The sequence below is a fragment of the Lysinibacillus sp. FSL K6-0075 genome, assembly GCF_038592945.1.
GTDB lineage: Bacteria > Bacillota > Bacilli > Bacillales_A > Planococcaceae > Lysinibacillus > Lysinibacillus fusiformis_F.
Genome location: NZ_CP151947.1, coordinates 4,996,421 through 5,019,780 on the forward strand (window position 1 = coordinate 4,996,421; position 23,360 = coordinate 5,019,780).

Genomic DNA, 23,360 nt, shown 5'->3' on the forward strand with positions numbered 1-23,360 from the left:
TTATTCTTCCGTTACATGTACTTTTAACGTTGCTGATACTTCATGATGTAGTTTTACAGGAACATTTGTAAAGCCAAGTGAACGAATTCCATCAGGTAAAGTCATTTTACGTTTATCAATTTTAATGCCATGCACCTTTTGTAATGCATCAGCAATTTGCTTTGTAGATACTGAGCCAAATAAGCGGCCACCTTCACCTGATTTTGCTTTTAGCTCAACTGTTAGTGCTTCTACTTTTTCCTTCAATGCTTGTGCTTCAGCTAATTCAGCAGCTGCATTTTTGGCCTCTAATTTTTTTTGCCCATCTAATTGGCTTAAAGCTTGCGCATTTGCTTCCGCTGCATAGCCATTCTTAATTAGGAAATTTTGTGCATAGCCATCAGCTACGTTTTTAATTTCACCTTTTTTTCCTTTTCCTTTAACGTCTTTTAAAAATACTACTTTCATTAGTCAGAACTCCCTTCAAAGACCTCATTTATGGCCTCTTCTAAATGTTTTTTCACACCATCAATGGATTTAGCATCTATTTGGCAGGCAGCATTTGTTAAATGTCCACCGCCGCCGAGCCTCTCCATAATTAGCTGTACATTGACCTCGCCAAGTGAGCGTGCACTTATACCAATTTTTCCATCTGCCCGATGCGCAATGACAAAGGATGCACTAACATCCTTCATCGTTAGTAATATATCTGCTGTTTGCGCAATTAAGACAGAGTCATACACTTTTGATTCTTCACCTACAGCAACAGCTACTCCAGGTTTTACGAACTTAACTGTTTGCACAATTTTGGAGCGCTCTATATATGTGTCCACGTCCTCCTTTAAGAGACGTTGTACCAATACTGTATCTGCACCATTCGTTCGTAAATAAGAAGCAGCTTCAAATGTACGTGCTCCTGTTCGAAGTGTAAAGCTTTTGGTATCAACAATAATACCTGCCAGCAATGCAGTAGCTTCTAGCATATTGATCTTTGCACGCTTCGGCTGATATTCTAGTAACTCTGTCACTAGCTCAGCTGTGGACGACGCATACGGCTCCATATAAACAAGTGTAGGATTTTCGATAAAGTCCTCACTTCGACGATGATGGTCGATTACAACCACCTTTTCAGCTAATTTCAATAGGTGTGCATCAATTACTAAATTCGGTTTATGTGTATCAACAATAACGAGCAACGATTTCTCAGTCATTTTACCAGCGGCTTCCTCTGGTGTAAGGAAATTTTCATAGAAATCTGATTTACTCTCTATTTCATTCATTAATCGTGTAACACTACCATTTAATTCATCAAAATTGATGATGACATAGCCCTTTACATCATTCATTTGAGCCATTTTCCGTACACCTACAGACGCACCAATGGAGTCCATGTCAGGATTTTTATGTCCCATAACAAACACTTGATCACTGTCTTGAATTAAATCGCGTAATGCATGTGAAATAACGCGCGCTCTAACACGTGTACGTTTTTCAACTGGATTTGTTTTTCCACCATAGAATTTAAGTTTTCCAGTAGGTTGCTTTATCGCCACTTGGTCACCACCTCGTCCTAATACAAGATCTAGACTTGATTGTGCCAACTCACCAAGCTCAACTAATGAGGATGATCCAGCTCCTACCCCAATACTTAATGTTAACGATAAATTCTTTTGAGCTGTTTTTTCACGAATGGTATCTAAAATAGCAAATTTTTTCTTTTCTAGCTCCGTTAAAATGGATTCATTTAATACTGCTAGGAAACGATCGGATGATATTCGTTTGACAAACACACCATGCTCCGCAGCCCATTCATTGACAATTGAAGTAACCATTGTGTTAGTTAAACTACGTGGTTGATCGTCCATGGCTTGCGTGATTTCATCGTAATTATCGACAAACAATATAGCGATTACTGTACGGTCTGCAAAGTATTGCTTTTCAATGGCAATCTGTTCAGTTATATCAAAGAAATACAGTAGTCGTTCCTCTTTTTTATAATAAACCCGATATTTCCGATCACGTAATGTAATCGTAGCCTCATTTGTTTCCTCGGTCTTCATTAACACGTAGATATCATCGGATATATTGACAATACCTTCACCCACTAATGATTCCACATTAAGGATACCTTGCATATATGGATTAGACCATTCTATTTCATATTGCTCATTAACCAGAAGTATCCCGATCGGCATTTCAAGCAATGCCTCTTCCCCTACTTTTTTCATACGGAAGGAAATAGATTCAATATGCTTTTCCGTTTCCTCATAAGCTATCTTTTCTACCTTCCATGTGTAGGTCATCAGTAAAACAAAACCTACACCATAACCGATACCTATCCCGATATTCCAAATACATAGAAGCACGAACGTCACAGTTCCAAATATGGAAAGAACAAAAAGCGGATAGCGAATTGGTCGTTTTCTAAAAGTCCCCATTACAATCAGCCCCTTATTCTTTAGTCTTCCCCTTTACAAGTGAACGTACGTCAAAACCTAAATCAACAATACCGAGTAAGATCATGAAGGATGATAAAGGAATTGCTAACAAAGTAGCTACCCATTTAACACCGTTTGGCATCCCTTTTTTAGAAATAAAATAATGGATAAAAGATATTCCTTGTAGAATGAGTAACAACCATAAAATATAAGAAACATTTAATACAATGATATCTAGCGTAGAACCAGCCTCTGGACGCATGAATAAATTAATGCATAAAACAATCATGTAATACCATAAAATAGAGCGTGGTAATCTCATATTTTGGAACGGAGCAAATTTAGGAACATCTACTCCTAGTCGTTTTAGAGCTGGTAAATTTACTGTAATGATAATAAATGCAGCAAAAAATGCTGAGATTGTTATCGTTGCAGGCATAGTCAGTTCAATTGTTTTAAACATCGCCTCAAGCTGTTCTGGATTTATGGCTACTTGACCTGTTACATTCTTTGCAAATTCATTAGATTGCTCATAATTTTTACGCGCCATCTCTAAACTCATGTTAATGAAGTCAATTCCTGAAAGCTTTACATAGGCAATATAAACAATTGCCATCGAGATAAGATTAGCAATCCCCATGGACATAAATAAATAAAGCTTACTCTTCTTCAGATAAATGGCGTTACCCATAACGACACCTAATAACCCTAAAATAAAGGCAAATGGCAGCATGGATATTCCACTCGTTATAGTGGTTAGGATACAGCCTACTATTGCTACGAGTATTGATGTGGAACGCTTGTAATTTGCGCTATACCAAGCAATCGGTAGTGGAGCGAATAATAAAGCTACTATAAAGATGAATGGTACATATGCAGAAATTAACATTAAAATTGTAAAAAGTGCAACCATCATTGAGCCTTGTACAAGCGCTTTTGTTTGATTATTCGGCATTGAAAACCTTCCTTTTTTTCAGTCAAACTTACTACCCTTTATTGTACCATTTTTTCATAGTATTGAACAAAAATCACTTAGATCACTATGTACATTGTCTTTATTTTTTCAATTTTAATTCAGACTTTTACCTAAGTGGTTGGTAATTTCCTTTTTAACCATAACAAAAAACCAGCATACCCGATACGAATATCGTAATATGCTGGTTTTTAAAATTGATGTAAGGTCAGTTACCTTACCATCATCAATCTTATTTGTCTTCTGCTACGAATGGAAGTAATCCCATGATACGAGATACTTTGATAGCTGAAGTTAATTTACGTTGGTACTTTGCACTTGTGCCAGTTACGCGACGTGGTAAAATTTTACCGCGTTCAGAGATGAATTTTTTTAATAAATCTACATCTTTATAGTCGATATGCGTAATGTTATTAGCGGTTATTTGGCATGCCCAAATTTAGTATAAAATGAACTATTTTTATTTTCCATTAATAAATATTGACAAACTATTGGATGGTTTAGTTGGAGAAAAGTTTCTACATATTTTATAAAATATAAATATACGTACTAATTAACTTTCTAAATCCTACATAAATTCCGTAGCCAACAATACTACCAAGAGTAATAAGTATCCTCGCCAATGTTTGGTTTCTAATCTATCCTGTAGATTTTTCTACTAGTTCTTCTTTTCTCCAGTTAACTTAGTTCTTTGTACAGTAGTATTATCATCTCGATTATTTTAATTTAGCTTTAATGAAATAGATTTTGATTCGATAGAATTTGATTCTTGAGTTACAATAATATCTTGTTGTTCAGACTTTCCATCTGTATATTTTATAATTACTTTGATTATTATGTCATCATCTATTACCAAATTACCATCATGATGAATTACAAATGAATATTTATATTTATCCTGTTCATTATACTTAACTGTATAGGTATTTCCAATGTCCTTTGTAGCAGAATATATATCTGAACCAGGCGAATTTCCAATGGTGACTATCTTTTCTGACAATAACCAGTCTTTGTCTGCATATTCTTTAGCTGTTAGTATAACATCCTCTAAAAACTTGCCTTTGTTAATGGTATAAGTAATTGAGTCGATATGTTCTCCACTTATATTTAGCATAATATTTGTAAAAATTAAACCACCTGTATCACCAGTTCGATCAATTGTAATACCTCTAGTTTCAGTTGATAATTCAAAAGTGGCTTTATCTGATGAAAGTTTGGTATTAGACTGATTCCCATCATTACTCAATGCATAAGCTGTGATTGCAAAATTTGCGCCTTGAAAGTTTCCATTCTTATTGAAAAGTGGAATGCCTATCATAATTGACAATAGGATTCCAAATGCACAAGCTACAGAAATCCGCCCTTTAAAATTATTTTTCTTTTCTATAATATTGCAATTCTTTTTCACACGACTTTTCATAGTTTTTGACATTTCAATAGAATTAACCGCTTCTTTAATTTTATCAAAGTTCATCATTCATTCTCCTTTCGATATCTTTCTCGAATAAGCTCTCTTCCACGTTGTAATCGCTTTTTAACTGCTGAAGTAGTAATGGCAAGTATTTTTGCTATTTCATCTACTTTATAGCCCTCTACATAATGAAGTAACAATACAATCTTATGTTTATTTGGCAATCTCATAAGATGTTCGATTAAATCATAGTTTTCATCATCCTTACAATATAGTTGCAAATCATTGATATCCATATGTTTACGAATAATATTGTACCTTCTCATATTCTTGCAGCGATTTGTAGCAATAGTAATCAACCATGCTTTCTCATGTTCTGAATCGTTAAATGGTGTAGATTTAGTTAGATAGGTAATAAAAGTGTCTTGTACGACATCCTCTGCATCATTCTCATTGCATAGAATAACAAGACACATTCTAAAAAGCATATTTCCATATTTATCAACAATTCGTTCTATATCTAGTTCGTTCGCCCAAACTAATTGTTGCAACATCCATCAACTCCTTTCACTTATAACACACATGAAGATACCATTTGGTGACATTTTATATAAAATAATTTTAGAAAATAATCTTACCTAAAAAACTGATCAGTGCTTAAAAATTGAAAAAAAATTTTTCTAATAGGCTTATATCCGAATCTAACCTTATTAAATTATGTAATTCGTTTGCAATAGAAGATTTTTACTTAAACTAAAGAGGTAGTTTAATTTAACAAAAATCAGTTTAATTGGTAATGTAATACAATGCATTGAAATAATAATGTAAAGTGGAATAAGTTTTTTTACTTTTTTGACCAATCAGGGATTTAGAGGTGATTAGTAATGACACTCAAATGGTTATGGATATTAGTTATTACGTTTAGCTTACTAGAATGGATTTCAATCCCATTCATAGGAGCATTTTCAGGAAAACTATATCAATTAGTTGATGGTATATTAATAATTGCGTTTATTATTTACCCATTATTTTTCATTACTTCTCTTTTACTATTACAAAAGGGAATTAAAAAAATTGGTGCAGTAATTTTGCTTATTCCATTAATCGTGTATGCACCCTTGCTAATAGGTCTTCAACCGTTGCTTAAATAATGTGTTACTAATTGAATTAACAGGTGATTTAGTTTAAGAAGAAATATGCTTATGATCTTCCACAATCGGGTGCGCTTGTGGAATAATCCTAACTTTCCTTTATAGCAACAATCTTTGAGAAAACAGTATAAATAAAAAAAGCACAACAAAGGTTATGAAAACCTTGTTGTGCTTTTATTAATAAATAAATTTTATTTATCTTCAGCAACGAATGGAAGTAATCCCATAATACGAGATACTTTGATAGCTGAAGTTAATTTACGTTGGTACTTTGCACTTGTGCCAGTTACGCGACGTGGTAAAATTTTACCGCGCTCAGAGATGAATTTCTTTAAAAGATCTACATCTTTATAATCGATATGCGTAATATTGTTTGAAGTGAAGTAGCAAACTTTACGGCGTTTGCGGCCTCCGCGACGTGGTGCCATAGTGTGTCTCCTCCTTATCTTTTTTTATCTTTTAGAAGCATTAGAATGGAAGATCATCCTCAGATACTTCAATTGGTCCTTTGCTATTCGCAAATGGATCCTCATCTACACGTGTATAATTCGGCTGATTCATAGGTGGTTGATTTTGCTGATAAGCATCGCCGCCATAGGAACCCTGCCCTGGCATAGCGCCACCAAACTGTTGTTGTGGTTGACCACCGCCATATGACGGTTGGTTATTACCGTAAGTTTGTCCACCACCATATTGAGGAGCAGGAGCACCGCTACCATTACGGGGTTCTAAAAACTGTACGCTATCCGCCACGACATCTGTTGTGTATACTCGCTTACCGTCTTGTCCTTCATAACTGCCTGTCTGGATACGACCTTCTACCCCAATTAAACTCCCTTTTCGCATGAAGTTCGCTAGGTTTTCAGCCTGTTTTCGCCAGGCAACACAGCTAATGAAATCAGCTTCGCGTTCACCTTGTTGATTTGAGAATGCACGGTTTACAGCTACTGTAAATCTTGTAGACGCAACTCCATTCGGTGTATAACGTAGCTCAGGATCTTTTGTTAGTCTTCCAACTAATACGACACGGTTTATCATCAGAATACAACCTCCTTTTCAGCATTTTGTAAAAATTTAATAATTAAGCTTCTTGGCGAACTGCAATGTGGCGAATGATGTCTTCGCTGATGTTAGCAAGACGTGTATACTCGTTGATTGCATCTGAAGTAGCGTTTACTTTTACGATTTGGTAGTAACCTTCGCGGAAGTCTTGAATTTCATAAGCTAAGCGGCGTTTGCCCCACTCTTTTGATTCGATGACTTCTGCACCGTTAGAAGTTAAGATTTCGTTGAAACGTTCAACTAAAGCTTTCTTCGCTTCGTCTTCAATGTTCGGACGTACGATGTACATTAATTCGTATTTTCTCATCTGTTTACACCTCCTTATGGACTTAGGCTCTCCTATTTAAGGGAGCAAGGAGCAAGTAATTAATTATTACTCACATCAATGAATTGTAACATATAGGTACATGTCTTTCAAGTCACAAACTAATAATTCATTATATAATAACAGTATATTTCAATTATCTATGAAAGGAGTGCCTTCATGTTCATCAATGATGAGGAACCTATCGTTATCGAATTAGATTTAAAAAAATTAATGATCGACAATTTTGTCATTACAAGTGGTCTTGTCATATTATTTATAGCCATTCAATATATTTGCTTTAAAGATTTTCATTTTTCTTTTTGGAATATGGTTTGTGGCACAGCACTATTTGTCGTACTGTATATAATTTTTATTATCCTACATGAGGCTTTTCATTTAATTGGCTTTATGATTTTTGGCAAAGTGCCCTATAAAGCTTTGAAATATGGCGTAAATTTAGAGTTGGGTATTGCCTATGCAACTACTGAGCAACCTCTCTACAATCATGCTATGAAAAAGGCTCTATTACTGCCATTCTGGACAACTGGTGTACTCCCAACTATCATTGGGTTTTATCTTAACAGCACCGTTTTAATCTTGATAGGGGCAGTGTTAATAGCTGGTGCAGTAGGTGATTTTGCCATGTATAAAGAACTACGGAAATATCCGAGAAATGCTATCGTACAGGATGATCCCAAATTACCAAAGCTGTATGTTTATACAACAAAGAAAAAGGACGCCCAGTAAAGTAAGACTACATAAACATATAGAATCTGTAGATTAAAATGAATAGCTACAGATTCTATTTATACTTTAAGGAGTTAAAAATCCATGCTGGGCTGCTGTATATAAATTTCTCCAAATTCGATTAATCGTGGATGTTTCTGTAATAGCATCCATACCGAGACTGCGTATTAAGTTATTCGCTATCTCTAAGCAAGCAGCAGCAATATCCTTAGTCATTTGGGTAAATTGTGATAATTCCTCTTCTGTTAATTCATCACCTATTTGATGCTTTTGCCAATAGACAGATAATGTTGCGAAGAACTGCTCCTCACATTGCTTGAAACGTTTCTGCTGCTGCATCCATAAAAATTGTAAGGCTCCAATTCGTTCAGTTCTGCTTATATCATCATTTCGTTGCTTCATTAAAGCAAAAGCTTCTTCTAAAAAATTCTCTGTAATCCCAAGACAAACACCTAAAAAGGAGGCCTCCGCAAAAGTGATGAATGGAAAGCTATGCACTGAATTGCCATAATCATTTCTGATTGTACCTAATTGAAAAGTAGCTTCCTGAGGCACCCAAACGTTGTTTACACGGATTGTATGACTTGCTGTTGCCTTCAAACCCATTGCAGACCAATCATTCAAAATCTCAACATCTTGTGGATTCACTGAGCAGCTAATAATTTTTTCTGTTTTGATACCATCTTCTTCAATTAAGCAATTCATCGTAAATGTCGAGGCATAATTAGAACCACTACAATACTTCCATTGCCCTGTTACATAGTAGCCACCAGCTGTTTTGACAGCTATACCCGTTGGATATCCACTACCTGCTATAACTGCTTCTTTAGGAGAATAGATTTTTTCACAGATTTCCTGACTGAATGTTGGAATAAATGCATTTCCACCTGTACCAATCGTAATGAGCCACCCAAAATTGCCATCAAGTGCAGACATCTGCTGGAATACCTTTACACCTTCTACTAAATCTAAATCCTTACCACCTAATTCTCTTGAAGTGAACAATTTGAATAGTTGTTGTTCATAAATATAATCTAAGACATCTTGTGGCAGCATCCCCAATTGCTCAAACTCTAAACCACGTTCCTTAATTTGCATAACATTCATTCAAAGGTTGCCTCCATACACTAAAAATTCTGATAACTATGCAATCGAAAAAGGGCAACCATATAGATTGCCCATGTTAGTTTTTATACATTAAAGCGGAATAACATAATATCGCCATCTTGTACTTCATATTCTTTACCTTCAAGACGTACTTTACCAGCTTCCTTAGCTGCTGCTTGAGAACCTGCCTCTAGTAGATCATCATATGCAACTGTTTCTGCACGAATAAAGCCGCGCTCAAAGTCAGTATGAATGATACCTGCACATTGTGGTGCCTTCATTCCTTTACGGAACGTCCAGGCACGTACCTCTTGTACACCTGCAGTAAAGTACGTAGCTAATCCTAATAAATCATAAGAAGTACGAATTAATTGATCTAAACCAGATTCTTTAATCCCTAATTCTTCTAAGAACATAGCTTTTTCTTCATCATCAAGCTCAGAAATTTCTTCTTCGATTTTAGCACAAATTGTAATAACTTGAGCACCTTCAGCCGATGCATACTCACGTACTTTTTTCACATACTCGTTGTTGTCAGCATCTGCTACTTCATCTTCTGAAACGTTTGCTACATAAAGCATTGGTTTAATTGTTAGCAAATGAAGACCTTTAATTACCTTTAATTCATCATCTGATAGCTCAGCTGCACGAGCTGGTTTACCGTTTTCTAGTTGCTCTTTAATTTTTAGAAGTACTGGCTCTTCGATCATAGCCTCTTTATCTTTTTGTTTCGCCATTTTGCTAACTCGTTGTAAACGTTTATCTACAGATTCTAAGTCAGCTAGCGCAAGCTCTAGATTAATAACTTCAATATCATCAATTGGATCTACTGCACCGGAAACGTGCGTAATGTTTTCGTCTACAAAACAACGTACTACCTGACAAATTGCATCTACTTCACGAATATGAGCTAGGAATTTATTTCCTAATCCTTCACCCTTAGAAGCACCTTTAACAATTCCAGCGATATCTGTAAATTCAAATGCAGTTGGTACAGTTTTTTTCGGTACAACTAATTCTGTTAATTTATCTAAACGTGCATCAGGTACTTCAACGATACCAACATTCGGATCAATCGTTGCGAATGGATAGTTTGCAGCCAATGCGCCCGCTTTTGTTATTGCGTTAAATAATGTTGATTTTCCAACGTTAGGTAAACCAACGATTCCAGCTGTTAATGCCATGAATGGACACAACCTTTCTATACTCAGTTCAAATTTTCTCTCATATAACCTTATCTATTATATTGATTCACTCAGAAAAAGTCTAATATGCCTGATGTTACGACTCATTCGCAGAAAATAAAACCTTTTTCATTTTTTTCTCAAATTCACGACGTGGAATCATGACACTATGCTGACATCCTTCGCATTTGATACGTACATCCGCCCCCATACGAATAATTTTCCATTTATTAGTACCGCATGGGTGTTGTTTTTTCATTTCAACAATATCATTTAAACCAAATTTCTTTGCCTCCATCTTACTCACTTCTCCCCTCATCTTTGCCATAGAACATCATTTTTGGATAGGCCATTGGTATATTATTTTCTTCAAAGAGTTTCGTAATATCGCGACGAATGATACGTGCTACTCCATATTGTTGCTGTGGTAAGGTTTCAGCAGCTATACGAATGGTTACTTCTGTCCCTTTAACATTTTGCACACCTAGAAATACTGGAGCGGCAATTAATTCTTTATGCATCTTAGGCAATGTCTCTAAATACTTATTAATAACCCCTTCTGCTTTTTCAAAATCAGCATCTGTGGCCATTTGTAAATCTATAAAAATTTTGGAGTTGTTAACAGAATAGTTGACGACTTCGCCAATGGCACCATTGGGAATGATGAACTGTTCACCAGTAGCACCATTAATTTTTGTTGTACGTAAGCCAATTTCTACAACCGTACCTTCTGCAGCATTTATTTTTATATAATCTCCTACACCAAACTGGTCTTCAAAAATAATAAAGAATCCAGTAATAACATCCTTTACTAAGCTTTGAGCACCAAAACCTATTGCTAAACCAACGATCCCTGCACCAGCTAATAAACCCGCTACCTTTATATTTAAGGAAGAAAGAATACCAATGATTGCAGAGAAATAAACAACATAGGAAATCACGCTTTGTAATAATCTTGAAATTGTTCGTTGGCGTCGCTCTGAGTGGCTTAAGGGTGAACGCATACGGATTAAAAACACTTTTTTAATAAATTTTTTACCTAATCTTACCGCTATCCATGATGCTAATAGAATGAGCACAATTTCTATAGATGCATCAATAACATGTTCCCAAAGATCCTCAGATGTGAGCTTATCCCAGTATTTCTCCATTAATTTTTTATTCTTTTCCATCATTACCACCTCTTGAATAACTTGCTAAAAATTTGCGTATACTGCATAAAAATTGAGCACTTCTAAAAATAAAAAGAAAGTGAGTTTTTTTATGAATACTATACCAAATTTGTTACTACCTTATTCCCTTCATCACGAGAGTAAAAATGCTGTTTGGCAATTAAGTACATTATTTTTAGAACATATACCGTTTCATCATGAAAGACTAATTTTTTGTTGTATTGGCAGTGATCGTTGTACGGGTGATACACTTGGGCCATTAACTGGTAGTTTCTTAAAAAAATCTGTTAGCTTTCCTTATGAAATTGTAGGATCCTTAGAAGATCCTTTACATGCTCTAAACCTGGATTCTACAATGCAACAGCTACACAATCATACTACAAAACCATTCATTATTGCGATTGATGCCTGTCTTGGCAGTGAGCAAAATGTTGGTCATATTTCCGTTCAAAGTGGACCGATATTCCCTGGAAAAGCTGTAAAAAAAGAATTACCCCCAATTGGAGACATTTCCGTGAAAGGAATCGTCAATATTGGAGGCTTTATGGAAATGCTTGTTTTACAAAATACAAGACTTCATATTTCTTATGCAATGGCTGAAAAGCTTTCAAGAGCATTATTACTGGCTGCTCATCGTTATTCACTAAAAAGTGTAGAAGATAGCCACCATAATACCAACAATGACGATACCTGGCAGCAAGTTAGCAGCTTTGATCTTAGCTAAGCCTGCAATGTTTAACCCTATTGCCATAATCATAACCCCGCCAACAGCCGTCATTTCTGTAATGAACATTTGTAGTGCGGCATCAGGGATAAAGGAACTTATAACCCCTGCAAAAAGTGCTATTAATCCTTGATAAACAAAGACAGGTACAGCGGATAGCAATACACCTATACCTAATGTGGATGCTAGAATTATGGATGTAAATCCATCTATTAATCCTTTTGTAATGAGTACATTATGATCATTACGAAGACCACTATCGAGTGCACCGATAACGGCCATTGAGCCAACAACAAAAATTAGGGAAGCAGTAACAAAGCCCTCTGCTATACTAATTTGATTTTGGCCATCCCGTTTTGTACGAAATAAACTCTCTACCCATTTACCAAGACGATTCATTTGTTTATCTAAATCTAACCACTCACCTATTACTGTACCTACCACTAAACTTACTACCAATATAATAAAATTATCACTTTCAAAGCCCATTTTTATCCCTAATAATGTGACGGCTAAACCAATAATAGATAGGACCGTAGACTTCATAGATTCAGGGATATTTTTAAAAATGCGCCCTACTAATGCTCCTGCTACAATTAACACAGCATTTATCAAAGCTCCTAGTAATACCACACTTAAGCCTTCTTTCTCTCTAAAAAATAGAGAGCGCCTGTTTGCTTGGCGCTCTGATTAAGTTATAGAAATATTATTTTATTCTTCCTGTATGTTTAATATTTCCAATATACGTTCTAAATCATCTTCAGAATAAAATTCAATTTCAATTTTCCCTTTATTATTTGTTTTTTTTATTTGAACATTTGTTCCAAAGTAATCACGTAATTGTGACTCCTTTGCACTTACAAAGATATCTTTTTTCTTAGGCGGGATTGTTTCACGTGAAACTTCTTCATTTAAGTTTTGCACTAATAATTCAACTTGACGTACATTCAATCCTAAACTTATTACCTTATTGGCCACTTCTGATATTCTTCTTTTATTTTTTAAGCCGAGTAAAGCTCGTCCCTGCCCCATCGATAATGTTCCATCATTCATCAATTTACGTACATCTTCTGGTAAAGCAAGTAGCCGAACATGATTTGCAATATGTGGTCTACTTTTTCCTAATCGCTTCGATAACTCTTCCTGTGTTAAATGTAAGTTTTCCATTAAACTCTGATAGGCTTCAGCTTCTTCAATTACAGTTAAATCCTCACGTTGGAGGTTTTCTAGAATAGCTAGCTCCATCATTTGTGCATCTGATAACTCTTTTATAATAACAGGAATAACCTCTAGGCCTGCTAATAGGCACGCTCTGTAACGACGTTCTCCAGCAACAATTTCAAACTTACGTGCTTTTTTACGCACGGCAATCGGCTGCAAAATCCCATGTTCTTTGATAGAATCTGCTAATTCTTGTAAACTCTCTTCATCGAAAATTTTACGAGGCTGAAATGGGTTCGCAACAATTAAATCTAATTGGATTTCTTCCACTTGTCCACTGTGTTCTAAAGACTCTCCTGGAAATAATGCACCAATACCCTTTCCTAGACCCTTAGCCATTTTTAATCACTTCCCTCGCCATCTCTAAATAAACTTCTGCACCTCTAGATTTTGCGTCATAAGTGATGATTGGTTGACCATGACTTGGTGCCTCACTTAATCGCACATTACGAGGAATTATTGTTTTATATACTTTATCTTGGAAATATTTTTTCACTTCATCAATAACTTGCAAGCCTAAATTCGTGCGTGCATCTAGCATTGTTAATAAAACACCATCGATGTAAAGCTGTTGATTCAAATGCTTTTGAACGAGGCGAACTGTTGATAATAATTGACTTAACCCTTCCAATGCATAATATTCACATTGTACAGGGATAATGAGCGCATCTGAAGCTGTTAAAGCGTTGATTGTTAAAAGCCCTAAAGATGGTGGACAGTCAATAATTATATAATCGAAATCTTCTTTCACATTTTGTAGAGCATGTTTTAAACGTACTTCTCTTGAAATAGTCGAAACCAATTCAATTTCTGCGCCTGCAAGTGAAATGGTTGCGGGCACGATAGATAAATTTTCTACATTGGTTATTTGAATGACATTTTCAACATCTTCATCATCAATGAGCACATCATAAATGCACCCTTGTATTTCTCCTTTATTAATACCAAGTCCACTTGTTGTATTCCCCTGCGGATCAGTATCAATTAAAAGCACTTTCTTACCTAAGTATGCTAGGCAAGCGCTTAAATTGACCGAAGTTGTTGTTTTACCTACGCCACCCTTTTGATTGGCGATTGCTATAATTCTACCCATTTAAAAGCACCTGCTTTCATCTATCAAAGTTTACTTTGACAAATCATTTGTAAAATCACTATTTAATCCGCTATCTAACTTTCATTCTATCAAAAAAATTGAAGAGAGTTGTATAAAATATTAAGAATATATACAAAAAAGGAGATATCTCAATTAATCTTTTGAGATATCTCCCCTGTACAGTGATGAATTTGATTATAAATTACTTTACTAAAATAATTTATTACACTTTTTTCTTTTTAGGAATCTTCACTGTAATTTGATAGTATTCTTCTGTATCTTCTTCTTCAGTTTTCACCGTAATCCCACTTTTCGTTACCATCGTTAACGACTGTTTGATGGTATTTAAAGCAATACGCACATCTTTACTTATGGCCTTACGTTTCGGTTTAGCTTTCTTTGGGATTGTTTCTTCCTGCTCGTCAGCTACAGGATGTAATATGACCTGGATTTGCTCCTCTAGCTGTCGCACATTCCAATCATTATCCATTGCTAGCTGTAAAATTTCTAATTGCAATGGTTGATCTTTAATAGCAATTAATGCACGTGCATGTCGTTCAGATATTTTACGCTTCAAAATAGCTTGCTGTACTTCATCTGGCAGCCTTAATAAACGTAATTTGTTGGCTACAGTGGATTGTCCTTTTCCAAGTCTTTGGGCAAGAGCTTCCTGTGTTAGCTCATGAAGCTCTAATAATTTTTGATAGGCTACCGCTTCTTCAATTGCTGTTAACTCCTCACGCTGCAAGTTCTCTATTAACGCAATAGATGCTGTTTCCTTATCAGTTAAATTACGTACAATAGCAGGGACCTCTGTCCATTGTAGCTTTTTCATCGCTCGATATCGACGCTCACCAGCGATGATTTCATATTGATTTTCTGATGTTTTACGTACAACAATTGGCTGAATCACACCATGTGTATGAATGGTTCTTGATAATTCTTCAATTTTTTCATCATCAAAAATAGTACGTGGCTGAAAACGGTTAGGTACAATTTGATCAATAGGCAACTTTATAACTTCTTCCGCTGCATGAACCGCCTCTGCTTGTTCTACTTCATTTTTCACAATAGGCTCTGTTTTACTTCCGCCTCCAAAAAAACGTGAAAAAGGACTTTTCATCCAAGTGGCACCACCTTTAAGTAACTATCTTGCTCTGTGTCATTCTATTATTATTTATTATATTTCCTTAAATGTATATAGTTCATAGATGTCTTTTGCGTGAACCATCCATAACTAGTATGTATGCTCAAAATAGAAAAAATATTTTCCACTTTGAGAAGTTTCACATGAAACACTAATTATTGAATTGGTGTTTTATTTGGTACACCTGGCTTACGCGGATATTTTTTCGGTGTTCCTTTTATTTTATCAAATATATATAAAATGCGGTCACTTTCTTCAACAGGTAGCTTGAAAGAAAATTCCTCTCTCAGTTTAACACCTAATGTTGTTAAAGCTTTTTTAGCATCCTTTAATTCTTCTGCCCCGGCTGCGGCTTTTAAAGCAACAAAATGTCCTTCTTGTTTTGCTAAAGGTACACATAGCTCTGATAGAACTGATAAACGAGCTACAGCACGTGCTGTTACCACATCAAATTGTTCACGGTATTTTACATTTTGACCAAACTCTTCTGCTCGAGCATGTACAAAATGCATATTCTCTAATTGTAACTCATCACTTAAATGATTTAAAAAGGTAATTCTTTTATTTAAGGAGTCGACAATTGTAACATGTAAATGTGGGAAGCAGATTTTAATGGGGATACTTGGGAAACCAGCTCCAGCTCCAACATCGCAAACAGTTACTACTTTTGAAAAATCAAAATAAAATGAAGGACTAATTGAATCGAAGAAATGCTTTAAATATACGCCTTCTAAATCTGTAATAGCGGTCAAATTCATCTTTTCATTCCACTCAACAAGTAATTCAAAATACTTTTTAAATTGAGCAATCTGCGTATCAGAAAGTTCGATACCTTTCTCTTTCAGAGCCTCAATAAATTGTTGTTCGTTCATGTTAAGTCTCCTTTGTTGATCTAGCTATACAACTACAATTAATAGTATAGCCCTAAAAATAGGAAGCGGGCACAATGGTATGCCCGCCTCTTATTTACTTTACTGTTGTTGATCAGCTGCTTACTTTCGCAATTTTACCTTGTTCAATATAAACAAGAAGAATTGAAATATCAGCTGGATTAACACCAGAAATACGAGAGGCTTGCGCAATAGAAAGTGGTGTAACTTGTTTTAATTTTTGACGCGCTTCTGTTGCTAATCCTGAAATAGCATCGTAATCAATATTTTCAGGGATTTTTTTATTTTCCATTTTGTGTAGTTTCTCTACCTGTTGCAACGCTTTTTCGATATAGCCTTCATATTTAAGTTGAATTTCAATTTGTTCTTTCACTTCATCCGTCAATTCGATTTCTGCCGGAATTAAAGAAGAAATTAACTCATAATGCATTTCAGGGCGTTTTAATAAATCTGCGCCACGTATACCGTCTTTTAATTCACTACCACCAACAGAACGAATAACAGATTGAGTCGCTTCATTTGGTTTAATAATGACTTCACGAAGACGTGCAATTTCATTTTCAATCAGCTCTTTTTTCTCATTGAAACTTGCATATCGTTCTTGTGGAATCATCCCCATTTTATAGGCTAACTCTACTAAACGTAGATCTGCATTATCGTGACGTAATAGTAAACGATACTCTGCACGAGATGTTAATAAACGATATGGCTCGTTTGTTCCTTTAGTCACTAGGTCATCAATCAAAACGCCAATATAAGCATCAGAACGGCTTAAAATCAATTCGTCTTTACCTAGTACATTGGCAGCAGCATTCATTCCCGCCATTAAGCCTTGCGCGGCAGCCTCTTCATAGCCTGACGTACCATTAATTTGACCAGCTGTATATAAGCCTTTAATACGTTTTGTTTCTAAAGTTGGCCATAATTGTGTTGGCACAATTGAATCGTATTCAATAGCATAACCAGCACGCATCATTTCCGCATTTTCTAAACCAGGTATAGATTTTAGTAAACGTGTTTGGACATGCTCTGGTAAGCTTGTTGACAAACCTTGAACATATACCTCACGTGTATTACGGCCTTCTGGCTCTAAGAAGATTTGGTGTCTTGGCTTATCATTAAAACGTACCACTTTATCTTCAATAGATGGGCAATAACGTGGACCTGTCCCTTTAATCATGCCTGAGTACATCGGTGAAAGATGTAAATTTGCTTCAATAATTTCATGTGTTTCAGGGCTTGTGTATGTTAACCAGCAAGGTAGCTGATCCATAATGAATTCAGTTGTTTCAAAACTAAATGCACGCGGAACGTCATCTCCTGGTTGAATCTCTGTTTTGTCATAATCAATTGTACGGTTATTCACACGTGGTGGTGTACCTGTTTTAAAGCGAACTAGGTCAAAACCAAGCTCTTTTAAATTATCAGCTAAGCGGATTGACGGTTGCTGATTATTAGGTCCACTTGAATATTTAATATCACCGATAATGATTTCACCACGTAGGAAAGTACCTGTTGTCACAACGACTGTTTTAGCACGATAAACGGCACCAATTTGTGTAATGACTCCTTTAACTTCTCCATCCTCAATAATCAGCTCTTCAACCATTCCTTGATGGATTGTTAAGTTTTCCGTATCCTCCAACACACGTTTCATCTCTTGTTGGTATAAAACTTTGTCTGCTTGTGCACGTAATGCACGTACTGCAGGACCTTTCCCTGTGTTCAACATTCTCATTTGTATATGTGTTTTATCTATCACTTTCCCCATGACGCCACCTAAAGCGTCAATTTCACGTACGACAATTCCTTTGGCTGGGCCACCGATAGATGGATTACATGGCATAAATGCAATCATATCTAAATTGATTGTTAGCATTAATGTGTTAGCACCCATTTTAGCTGCGGCATGTGCAGCTTCAGAGCCTGCATGACCTGCGCCAATCACGATAACATCAAACGTGCCTGCCTCATATTTTGTTGGCATGCTCGTACCTTCCTTTCTTACTTAAAATTATTTTCCTAAACAGAACTGTGAAAATAGCTGGTTAATTAGGCTTTCTTGTACAGTGTCACCAATGATTTCACCAAGTATTTCCCATGTTCTTGTCACATCAATTTGTACCATATCAACTGGTACACCATCCTGTGCAGCTGCTATTGCATCTTCAACCGTTGCTTGCGCTTGGTGCAGAAGTGCTATATGTCTTGCATTTGAAACATATGTTAAATCGCCCGCTTCGATTTGTCCCTCAAAGAATAACGCAGCAATGGCTTCCTCTAGCTCTATAATACCTTCCTCTTGTAACAAAGATGTTGTTACAATGCGATGCTCACCAGCTAATTCTTTGACACGTGCCAAATCAATTTTTTGCGGTAAATCTGTTTTATTGACAATGACGATGTAATCCATCGCTTCAATTGTTTCGAATAGACGCTCATCCTCAGCAGTTAATTCATCTGCATAGTTTAATACAAACAGAATTAAATCTGCTCCACGAAGAGCTTCCCGTGAGCGTTCTACACCAATTCGTTCAACAATATCTTCTGTCTCCCGAATACCCGCTGTATCCACTAAACGAAGTGGAACACCACGGACATTGACGTACTCTTCTATAATATCACGAGTAGTCCCTGCAATATCTGTCACTATGGCCTTATTTTCTTGTACTAAGCTATTTAATAGTGAAGATTTCCCTACATTCGGACGACCTAAAATAACAGTTGATAATCCCTCACGCAAAATTTTTCCTTGAGAAGATGTTTGTAGAAGTTTACTAATTTCATTTCTTACCCATGTACATTTTTCTACTAATACAGGTACTGTCATTTCTTCTACATCATCATACTCTGGATAATCTATATTAACCTCTACTTGTGCTAATGTCTCTAGTAAAGCTTGGCGCAAATCACCAATAAGTCTCGATAATTTTCCATCCATTTGACCCAAAGCAACGTTCATCGCACGATCTGTTTTAGCTCTTATTAAATCCATAACCGCTTCAGCCTGTGATAAATCTATGCGTCCATTTAAAAATGCTCGTTTTGTGAATTCGCCAGGCTCAGCTAACCTTGCTCCATTCGTTAAGGCAAGTTGCAACACACGTTTGACTGAAACTAGTCCACCATGACAATTTATTTCAACTACATCCTCACGCGTGAATGTTTTTGGTCCGCGCATCAGCGATAGCATTACTTCCTCTACTACCTCATTAGTTTTAGGATCAACTAAATGCCCATAATGAATAGTGTGCGAATCTTTCGTTGTTAAACTTTTTCCCCCGGGTGATTTGAATATTTTATCTGCAATCGTCACTGCCTCGTCCCCACTTAAACGAACGATGGCTATGGCACCTTCACCCATCGGTGTGGATATCGCAGCAATTGTATCGAACTCCATTTAATGACCTCCTCGACGTTATCCACATGTGGATAATCAAAACCGACCAATACTTACTAACACCTTAGACTAACATATTTTCAGCAAAATCTAAAGTAAGGATGATTTCCAAATGTGGATAAAATCAATTTTTTCGCTAATCCTATTTTCGACAAACTTTGCTATTTTTCATTAAAAAAGGTCATTTTATCTCGAAGATAAAATGACCTTTCAAAATATATTGTCTGTCTGTATGGTGATGAGCAACATCTAATTATTTTTTTACTGGTTCAATTACTAAATAACGATTAGGCTCTGTACCTTCTGAATACGTTTCAAGATCTAGACGATTTGCTAGTTGATTATGAATTATCTTTCGTTCGTAAGACGGCATTGGTTCAAATGCCACACGTTGATTTAAGCGTAATGCTTTATCCGCCATTCGATCTGCAAGTAATTCTAAAGCTACTTGTCGACGCTCGCGATAGTTTTCTACATCCAATTTCACCATTAAGAACTGCTTAGCGCTTTTATTTAATACGAGTTGCGTTAATTGCTGTAAGGAATTTAATGTTTGACCACGTTTCCCTATAAGCAGTGCAGCTTTCTCACTTTTTAGTTGAAATAATACATATTTTCCTTCGCGTGTCGTAGCAATATCAAGATCATGAATAGCCAATTGTTCAGCGATACTTATTAAATAAGCCTTTGCCTCTTCAATTGGATTTGCTGAGTCTACATCTTCATCTTGTTCTTTAACGACTTGTTGAACGTCTTCCATTTCACTTGGTTGTTCAGAAACTTGTGAACTTAGTGTTTCAACATCATCTACTACTATTGGTTCGTTTAATTGAGTTGCCATTTGCGTTTCAGCATTGTCACTTTCAATTGTCGGAACCTGAACTTCCTTTACTGTTACACGTACCTCTGCAGATCGTGCACCAAAACCTAAAAATCCTTTTTTACCTTCTTGTAAAACTTCAACATCTACTTGTTCACGGGTTTTGCCAAGTTTCTGTAACGCCAATGAGACCGCTTCTTGTGTTGTTGCGCCTATTTGCGTAAGTTGTTTCACTTTTTAGCCCCTCCATTTTGAGCAGGTTGTGTTTTATCTTTATTCCAAGGTTTATAAATATACAAGTTTTGGAAAACCGAAATAATGTTTCCGATCACCCAGTATAATGATAATGCAGCTGGTAAGGCCATACCAAAACCAATAATCATGAATGGCATAATATACATCATAATTTTCATTTGAGGATTATCCATTGCTGGTCCTGTACGTAACACGATAAATTGCATTAAACCTGCAGTAATGGCTAATGCAGGTGCAGGATCTGCTAACGGGAAGATAAAGAAATTCCCTAAATCAAATGTAGATGTAGCATTCATACGGCTAATTGCATGATAGAAACCAATTAAGATTGGCATTTGAATGATTACTGGTAAACATCCAGCTAGTGGATTTACTCCAGATTCACTCATTAGCTTCATCATTTCTTGCTGATATTGTTGTTGTGTCTGAGCATCCTTAGAAGCATACTTCTTTTGCAGTTCCTTCAATTTTGGCTGAATTTCTTGCATCTTTTTTGAACTCTTTGTTTGTTTGATCATCAATGGCAAAATTGCTAAACGAATAATAATCGTTACGGCAATGATCCCCCATGCATACGTACCTAGCAGATCAGCAAAGTATTTTATCGCTGATACCAACGGCCAAACAATGAATTCATTCCAGAAGCCTGTGCTATCTTTGGAAATTGGTTCATTGAATTCTGTACAACCAGAAAGTAGTAAGGCTACTGATACTAGTGACAAAATTACCCAATGTTGTTTTTTCAACCTTCTTCCCCCTACAATTACTATTCACTTTTTCTTATTTCTATATGCTTCTTTTTATACTGACATAATCGGTTAACAGCCAGTAGCCTTATCTTTATTTCAGTCCAATTTTGAGAGTCCTCGATGAAGATAAAGTTATCAGTTATTTTATCATGCCTATAACGTTCACTCTACTAAATATTCTAACTACATACACTTATTCCTGAGTTAAGTTGCGAATTTTACATACTTTTAAGCAAAAACTCACGTCAAAAATACCCCTATGCGTATAATTCACTCACTTATAATTGTATGCAAAATTGCACATTTTCTATTCTATTGCTAACTGTACAGGCGTAATTTCACCACTTGGTTGCATACATTACACTTTTTTCATTACCTTTGCGATTCGTAGTACATGCTGCAAACTTTGCTTCACTTCATGAAAATCCATAGTGGCCGCCGGTTGTCTGGCGATAATAACATAATCCATATTCGGCTTTAGATCATTTTTTAATTCTTGAATACTTTGTCGAATATAGCGTTTTACTTGGTTGCGTGTTACCGCATTCCCAAGCTTCTTACTAACTGATAAACCTACACGAAATTCCGTTTGTCCCTCTTTTGCTAAAAAATAAACAACAAACTGACGATTAGCGAAAGATTTACCTTTTTTAAACACCTTTTGAAAATCATCATTCTTCTTCACTCGTTGGCGTTTTTTCATTTCTTTCACCTGCTATTAGATAATATCTTTTGATCCTCATTTCTAGGTTTACCAAAAATAAAGAAAAAAAAGACCACTGATGTGGCTCAGTGGACTTATTTTATGCTGATAAAACTTTTCTTCCTTTACGACGACGAGCAGCAAGAACTTTGCGACCGTTTTTCGTGCTCATACGTGCGCGGAAACCGTGTACTTTGCTGTGCTTACGTTTTTTTGGTTGGTAAGTACGTTTCATTGTATATAGACACCTCCTGAATTGAGTTGAATTTTTCAACATACAGACTCGAATATTATATAAAGTATCTAGTTATTTTGTCAATGAATTTCATAAATTTCTTTTAATCAGTCGAACTATGTATTTATTCTATTTTCAATTTTTTAGTCTTTAGATTTTTACAAGCGAGATTTTTAATTCATAAATATAAAAATAATTATCCACAGAGTACTTGTCTTTTTTACACAGAGTTGTGTATAGTATTTTTTGCATTATTTTTTATCCACAACAATTATCTACAGGTTTTTCACATAAGCAGTGCTTGTGGACAACTACAAAGTGCATAACTATAAGCTATGTGGATAAGTTTCACAAACTATTGAAATGGCTTTGTTTTTCTGATACGATTACTGTGCTTCACTTTGTTGAAAACTAAAACGAACATTTTAATTATCCACAACTGTTAATATGCTGTGGATAATTTTTATCACAGCCTTTGGTTAACTTTTATCCACAACTTGTGATTATGTGGACGAGTTGTAAAATGAACGTATTTACCATTTCTATAAATGCGATTTTTTTTGTATTGAACACTGTAAAGGAGATTAGCAGC

27 protein-coding genes are annotated in these 23,360 nt (G+C 35.8%); 3 read left to right on the plus strand and 24 right to left on the minus strand.

Annotated features, from left to right (window positions below):
- From rplI to MHB65_RS25130, 6 genes are all read right to left on the minus strand, one after another.
- Positions 1 to 447 carry a 50S ribosomal protein L9 gene (gene rplI / locus MHB65_RS25105; protein ID WP_205446292.1) on the minus strand — a complete coding sequence of 149 codons (447 nt, stop codon included), beginning with the start codon at positions 445 to 447 and terminating at the stop codon, positions 1 to 3.
- Positions 447 to 2,417 carry a DHH family phosphoesterase gene (locus tag MHB65_RS25110; protein WP_205446293.1) on the minus strand — a complete coding sequence of 657 codons (1,971 nt, stop codon included), beginning with the start codon at positions 2,415 to 2,417 and terminating at the stop codon, positions 447 to 449. The genes rplI and MHB65_RS25110 overlap by 1 nt, the downstream gene beginning before the upstream one ends.
- 13 nt (positions 2,418 to 2,430) lie before the next feature.
- Positions 2,431 to 3,372, minus strand: coding sequence for a YybS family protein (locus MHB65_RS25115; protein WP_205446294.1), 942 nt, complete (start codon positions 3,370 to 3,372; stop codon positions 2,431 to 2,433).
- Positions 3,373 to 3,622: 250 nt separating this feature from the next.
- Positions 3,623 to 3,829 (minus strand): 30S ribosomal protein S18, encoded by a 207-nt coding sequence (rpsR, locus tag MHB65_RS25120; protein ID WP_342443793.1) that lies wholly within the window; start codon positions 3,827 to 3,829, stop codon positions 3,623 to 3,625.
- Positions 3,830 to 4,111: 282 nt separating this feature from the next.
- A complete protein-coding gene (locus MHB65_RS25125; protein WP_342442099.1) occupies positions 4,112 to 4,867 on the minus strand; it encodes a hypothetical protein in 756 nt (251 codons plus the stop codon).
- Positions 4,864 to 5,355, minus strand: coding sequence for an RNA polymerase sigma factor (locus MHB65_RS25130; protein ID WP_342442100.1), 492 nt, complete (start codon positions 5,353 to 5,355; stop codon positions 4,864 to 4,866). Before MHB65_RS25130 ends, MHB65_RS25125 begins: the two co-directional genes overlap by 4 nt.
- Before the next feature lie 330 nt (positions 5,356 to 5,685).
- Between MHB65_RS25130 and MHB65_RS25135 the strand changes: the two genes are divergently transcribed.
- Positions 5,686 to 5,952, plus strand: coding sequence for a hypothetical protein (locus MHB65_RS25135; RefSeq protein WP_342442101.1), 267 nt, complete (start codon positions 5,686 to 5,688; stop codon positions 5,950 to 5,952).
- A gap of 191 nt (positions 5,953 to 6,143) precedes the next feature.
- Here the strand turns inward: MHB65_RS25135 and rpsR (MHB65_RS25140) are convergent, their stop codons facing one another.
- Genes rpsR (MHB65_RS25140) through rpsF form a run of 3 tightly spaced genes read right to left on the minus strand, consistent with a single transcriptional unit; the run spans position 6,144 to position 7,321 of the window.
- On the minus strand, positions 6,144 to 6,380 hold the full coding sequence (gene rpsR, locus MHB65_RS25140) for a 30S ribosomal protein S18 (RefSeq protein ID WP_004233359.1): 237 nt from the start codon (positions 6,378 to 6,380) through the stop codon (positions 6,144 to 6,146).
- Positions 6,381 to 6,420: 40 nt separating this feature from the next.
- The gene (gene ssb / locus MHB65_RS25145) at positions 6,421 to 6,990 is read right to left on the minus strand and encodes a single-stranded DNA-binding protein (RefSeq protein WP_054610250.1); all 570 of its coding nucleotides are present in this window, start codon (positions 6,988 to 6,990) and stop codon (positions 6,421 to 6,423) included.
- A gap of 43 nt (positions 6,991 to 7,033) precedes the next feature.
- Positions 7,034 to 7,321 carry a 30S ribosomal protein S6 gene (gene rpsF, locus MHB65_RS25150; RefSeq protein WP_205446295.1) on the minus strand — a complete coding sequence of 96 codons (288 nt, stop codon included), beginning with the start codon at positions 7,319 to 7,321 and terminating at the stop codon, positions 7,034 to 7,036.
- A gap of 177 nt (positions 7,322 to 7,498) precedes the next feature.
- Between rpsF and MHB65_RS25155 the strand changes: the two genes are divergently transcribed.
- A complete protein-coding gene (locus MHB65_RS25155; protein WP_342442102.1) occupies positions 7,499 to 8,068 on the plus strand; it encodes a DUF3267 domain-containing protein in 570 nt (189 codons plus the stop codon).
- A gap of 66 nt (positions 8,069 to 8,134) precedes the next feature.
- On the opposite strand, the gene MHB65_RS25160 is transcribed toward MHB65_RS25155, so the two are convergent.
- From MHB65_RS25160 to MHB65_RS25175, 4 genes are all read right to left on the minus strand, one after another.
- Positions 8,135 to 9,175, minus strand: a complete 1,041-nt coding sequence (locus MHB65_RS25160; RefSeq protein WP_342442103.1) for an acyl-CoA dehydrogenase — start codon at positions 9,173 to 9,175, stop codon at positions 8,135 to 8,137.
- Positions 9,176 to 9,258: 83 nt separating this feature from the next.
- The gene (ychF, locus tag MHB65_RS25165) at positions 9,259 to 10,359 is read right to left on the minus strand and encodes a redox-regulated ATPase YchF (protein WP_016994923.1); all 1,101 of its coding nucleotides are present in this window, start codon (positions 10,357 to 10,359) and stop codon (positions 9,259 to 9,261) included.
- Positions 10,360 to 10,456: 97 nt separating this feature from the next.
- The gene (locus tag MHB65_RS25170) at positions 10,457 to 10,657 is read right to left on the minus strand and encodes a DUF951 domain-containing protein (RefSeq protein WP_342443794.1); all 201 of its coding nucleotides are present in this window, start codon (positions 10,655 to 10,657) and stop codon (positions 10,457 to 10,459) included.
- A gap of 1 nt (position 10,658) precedes the next feature.
- A complete protein-coding gene (locus MHB65_RS25175) occupies positions 10,659 to 11,531 on the minus strand; it encodes a mechanosensitive ion channel family protein (RefSeq protein WP_205446299.1) in 873 nt (290 codons plus the stop codon).
- A 91-nt stretch (positions 11,532 to 11,622) separates the two neighbouring features.
- On the opposite strand from MHB65_RS25175, the gene yyaC reads away from it, so the two are divergent.
- On the plus strand, positions 11,623 to 12,255 hold the full coding sequence (gene yyaC / locus MHB65_RS25180) for a spore protease YyaC (protein WP_338652191.1): 633 nt from the start codon (positions 11,623 to 11,625) through the stop codon (positions 12,253 to 12,255).
- On the opposite strand, the gene MHB65_RS25185 is transcribed toward yyaC, so the two are convergent.
- The 11 genes from MHB65_RS25185 to rpmH all read right to left on the minus strand — a co-directional run bounded on the left by MHB65_RS25185 (position 12,175) and on the right by rpmH (position 22,768).
- Positions 12,175 to 12,888, minus strand: coding sequence for a DUF554 domain-containing protein (locus tag MHB65_RS25185; RefSeq protein WP_205446301.1), 714 nt, complete (start codon positions 12,886 to 12,888; stop codon positions 12,175 to 12,177). The genes yyaC and MHB65_RS25185 overlap by 81 nt on opposite strands.
- Before the next feature lie 78 nt (positions 12,889 to 12,966).
- Positions 12,967 to 13,815 carry a ParB/RepB/Spo0J family partition protein gene (locus tag MHB65_RS25190; RefSeq protein WP_342442104.1) on the minus strand — a complete coding sequence of 283 codons (849 nt, stop codon included), beginning with the start codon at positions 13,813 to 13,815 and terminating at the stop codon, positions 12,967 to 12,969.
- Positions 13,808 to 14,569, minus strand: a complete 762-nt coding sequence (locus MHB65_RS25195) for an AAA family ATPase (RefSeq protein WP_205446303.1) — start codon at positions 14,567 to 14,569, stop codon at positions 13,808 to 13,810. Before MHB65_RS25195 ends, MHB65_RS25190 begins: the two co-directional genes overlap by 8 nt.
- Positions 14,570 to 14,792: 223 nt before the next feature.
- Positions 14,793 to 15,692, minus strand: a complete 900-nt coding sequence (gene noc, locus MHB65_RS25200; RefSeq protein ID WP_342442105.1) for a nucleoid occlusion protein — start codon at positions 15,690 to 15,692, stop codon at positions 14,793 to 14,795.
- Between the two features lie 179 nt (positions 15,693 to 15,871).
- Positions 15,872 to 16,588: a 16S rRNA (guanine(527)-N(7))-methyltransferase RsmG gene (rsmG, locus tag MHB65_RS25205; protein WP_205446305.1), complete on the minus strand. Its 717-nt coding sequence runs from the start codon at positions 16,586 to 16,588 to the stop codon at positions 15,872 to 15,874.
- 112 nt (positions 16,589 to 16,700) lie between these two features.
- Entirely contained in the window at positions 16,701 to 18,593 is a 1,893-nt protein-coding gene (gene mnmG, locus MHB65_RS25210) for a tRNA uridine-5-carboxymethylaminomethyl(34) synthesis enzyme MnmG (protein ID WP_342442106.1), read from the minus strand.
- 27 nt (positions 18,594 to 18,620) lie between these two features.
- On the minus strand, positions 18,621 to 20,006 hold the full coding sequence (mnmE, locus tag MHB65_RS25215; protein WP_342442107.1) for a tRNA uridine-5-carboxymethylaminomethyl(34) synthesis GTPase MnmE: 1,386 nt from the start codon (positions 20,004 to 20,006) through the stop codon (positions 18,621 to 18,623).
- Positions 20,007 to 20,259: 253 nt separating this feature from the next.
- Positions 20,260 to 21,060, minus strand: a complete 801-nt coding sequence (gene jag, locus MHB65_RS25220; RefSeq protein WP_205446308.1) for an RNA-binding cell elongation regulator Jag/EloR — start codon at positions 21,058 to 21,060, stop codon at positions 20,260 to 20,262.
- Positions 21,057 to 21,827 (minus strand): membrane protein insertase YidC, encoded by a 771-nt coding sequence (yidC, locus tag MHB65_RS25225; protein ID WP_342442108.1) that lies wholly within the window; start codon positions 21,825 to 21,827, stop codon positions 21,057 to 21,059. Before yidC ends, jag begins: the two co-directional genes overlap by 4 nt.
- A 361-nt stretch (positions 21,828 to 22,188) precedes the next feature.
- Complete coding sequence (gene rnpA / locus MHB65_RS25230) at positions 22,189 to 22,533, minus strand: ribonuclease P protein component (protein ID WP_205446310.1); 345 nt, start codon at positions 22,531 to 22,533, stop codon at positions 22,189 to 22,191.
- 100 nt (positions 22,534 to 22,633) lie between these two features.
- On the minus strand, positions 22,634 to 22,768 hold the full coding sequence (gene rpmH / locus MHB65_RS25235) for a 50S ribosomal protein L34 (RefSeq protein ID WP_004233310.1): 135 nt from the start codon (positions 22,766 to 22,768) through the stop codon (positions 22,634 to 22,636).
- Positions 22,769 to 23,360: the final 592 nt, after the last annotated feature.

Excerpts from the sequence above, each read along its gene's own strand:
- rplI (WP_205446292.1), bottom strand. The coding sequence starts at position 447 with ATGAAAGTAGTATTTTTAAAAGACGTTAAAGGAAAAGGAAAAAAAGGT.
- MHB65_RS25110 (WP_205446293.1), bottom strand. The coding sequence starts at position 2,417 with ATGGGGACTTTTAGAAAACGACCAATTCGCTATCCGCTTTTTGTTCTT.
- MHB65_RS25115 (WP_205446294.1), bottom strand. The coding sequence starts at position 3,372 with ATGCCGAATAATCAAACAAAAGCGCTTGTACAAGGCTCAATGATGGTT.
- MHB65_RS25125 (WP_342442099.1), bottom strand. The coding sequence starts at position 4,867 with ATGATGAACTTTGATAAAATTAAAGAAGCGGTTAATTCTATTGAAATG.
- MHB65_RS25130 (WP_342442100.1), bottom strand. The coding sequence starts at position 5,355 with ATGTTGCAACAATTAGTTTGGGCGAACGAACTAGATATAGAACGAATT.
- MHB65_RS25135 (WP_342442101.1), top strand. The coding sequence starts at position 5,686 with ATGACACTCAAATGGTTATGGATATTAGTTATTACGTTTAGCTTACTA.
- rpsR (WP_004233359.1), bottom strand. The coding sequence starts at position 6,380 with ATGGCACCACGTCGCGGAGGCCGCAAACGCCGTAAAGTTTGCTACTTC.
- ssb (WP_054610250.1), bottom strand. The coding sequence starts at position 6,990 with ATGATAAACCGTGTCGTATTAGTTGGAAGACTAACAAAAGATCCTGAG.
- rpsF (WP_205446295.1), bottom strand. The coding sequence starts at position 7,321 with ATGAGAAAATACGAATTAATGTACATCGTACGTCCGAACATTGAAGAC.
- MHB65_RS25155 (WP_342442102.1), top strand. The coding sequence starts at position 7,499 with ATGTTCATCAATGATGAGGAACCTATCGTTATCGAATTAGATTTAAAA.
- MHB65_RS25160 (WP_342442103.1), bottom strand. The coding sequence starts at position 9,175 with ATGAATGTTATGCAAATTAAGGAACGTGGTTTAGAGTTTGAGCAATTG.
- ychF (WP_016994923.1), bottom strand. The coding sequence starts at position 10,359 with ATGGCATTAACAGCTGGAATCGTTGGTTTACCTAACGTTGGAAAATCA.
- MHB65_RS25170 (WP_342443794.1), bottom strand. The coding sequence starts at position 10,657 with ATGGAGGCAAAGAAATTTGGTTTAAATGATATTGTTGAAATGAAAAAA.
- MHB65_RS25175 (WP_205446299.1), bottom strand. The coding sequence starts at position 11,531 with ATGGAAAAGAATAAAAAATTAATGGAGAAATACTGGGATAAGCTCACA.
- yyaC (WP_338652191.1), top strand. The coding sequence starts at position 11,623 with ATGAATACTATACCAAATTTGTTACTACCTTATTCCCTTCATCACGAG.
- MHB65_RS25190 (WP_342442104.1), bottom strand. The coding sequence starts at position 13,815 with ATGGCTAAGGGTCTAGGAAAGGGTATTGGTGCATTATTTCCAGGAGAG.
- MHB65_RS25195 (WP_205446303.1), bottom strand. The coding sequence starts at position 14,569 with ATGGGTAGAATTATAGCAATCGCCAATCAAAAGGGTGGCGTAGGTAAA.
- noc (WP_342442105.1), bottom strand. The coding sequence starts at position 15,692 with ATGAAAAGTCCTTTTTCACGTTTTTTTGGAGGCGGAAGTAAAACAGAG.
- rsmG (WP_205446305.1), bottom strand. The coding sequence starts at position 16,588 with ATGAACGAACAACAATTTATTGAGGCTCTGAAAGAGAAAGGTATCGAA.
- mnmG (WP_342442106.1), bottom strand. The coding sequence starts at position 18,593 with ATGCCAACAAAATATGAGGCAGGCACGTTTGATGTTATCGTGATTGGC.
- mnmE (WP_342442107.1), bottom strand. The coding sequence starts at position 20,006 with ATGGAGTTCGATACAATTGCTGCGATATCCACACCGATGGGTGAAGGT.
- rnpA (WP_205446310.1), bottom strand. The coding sequence starts at position 22,533 with ATGAAAAAACGCCAACGAGTGAAGAAGAATGATGATTTTCAAAAGGTG.
- rpmH (WP_004233310.1), bottom strand. The coding sequence starts at position 22,768 with ATGAAACGTACTTACCAACCAAAAAAACGTAAGCACAGCAAAGTACAC.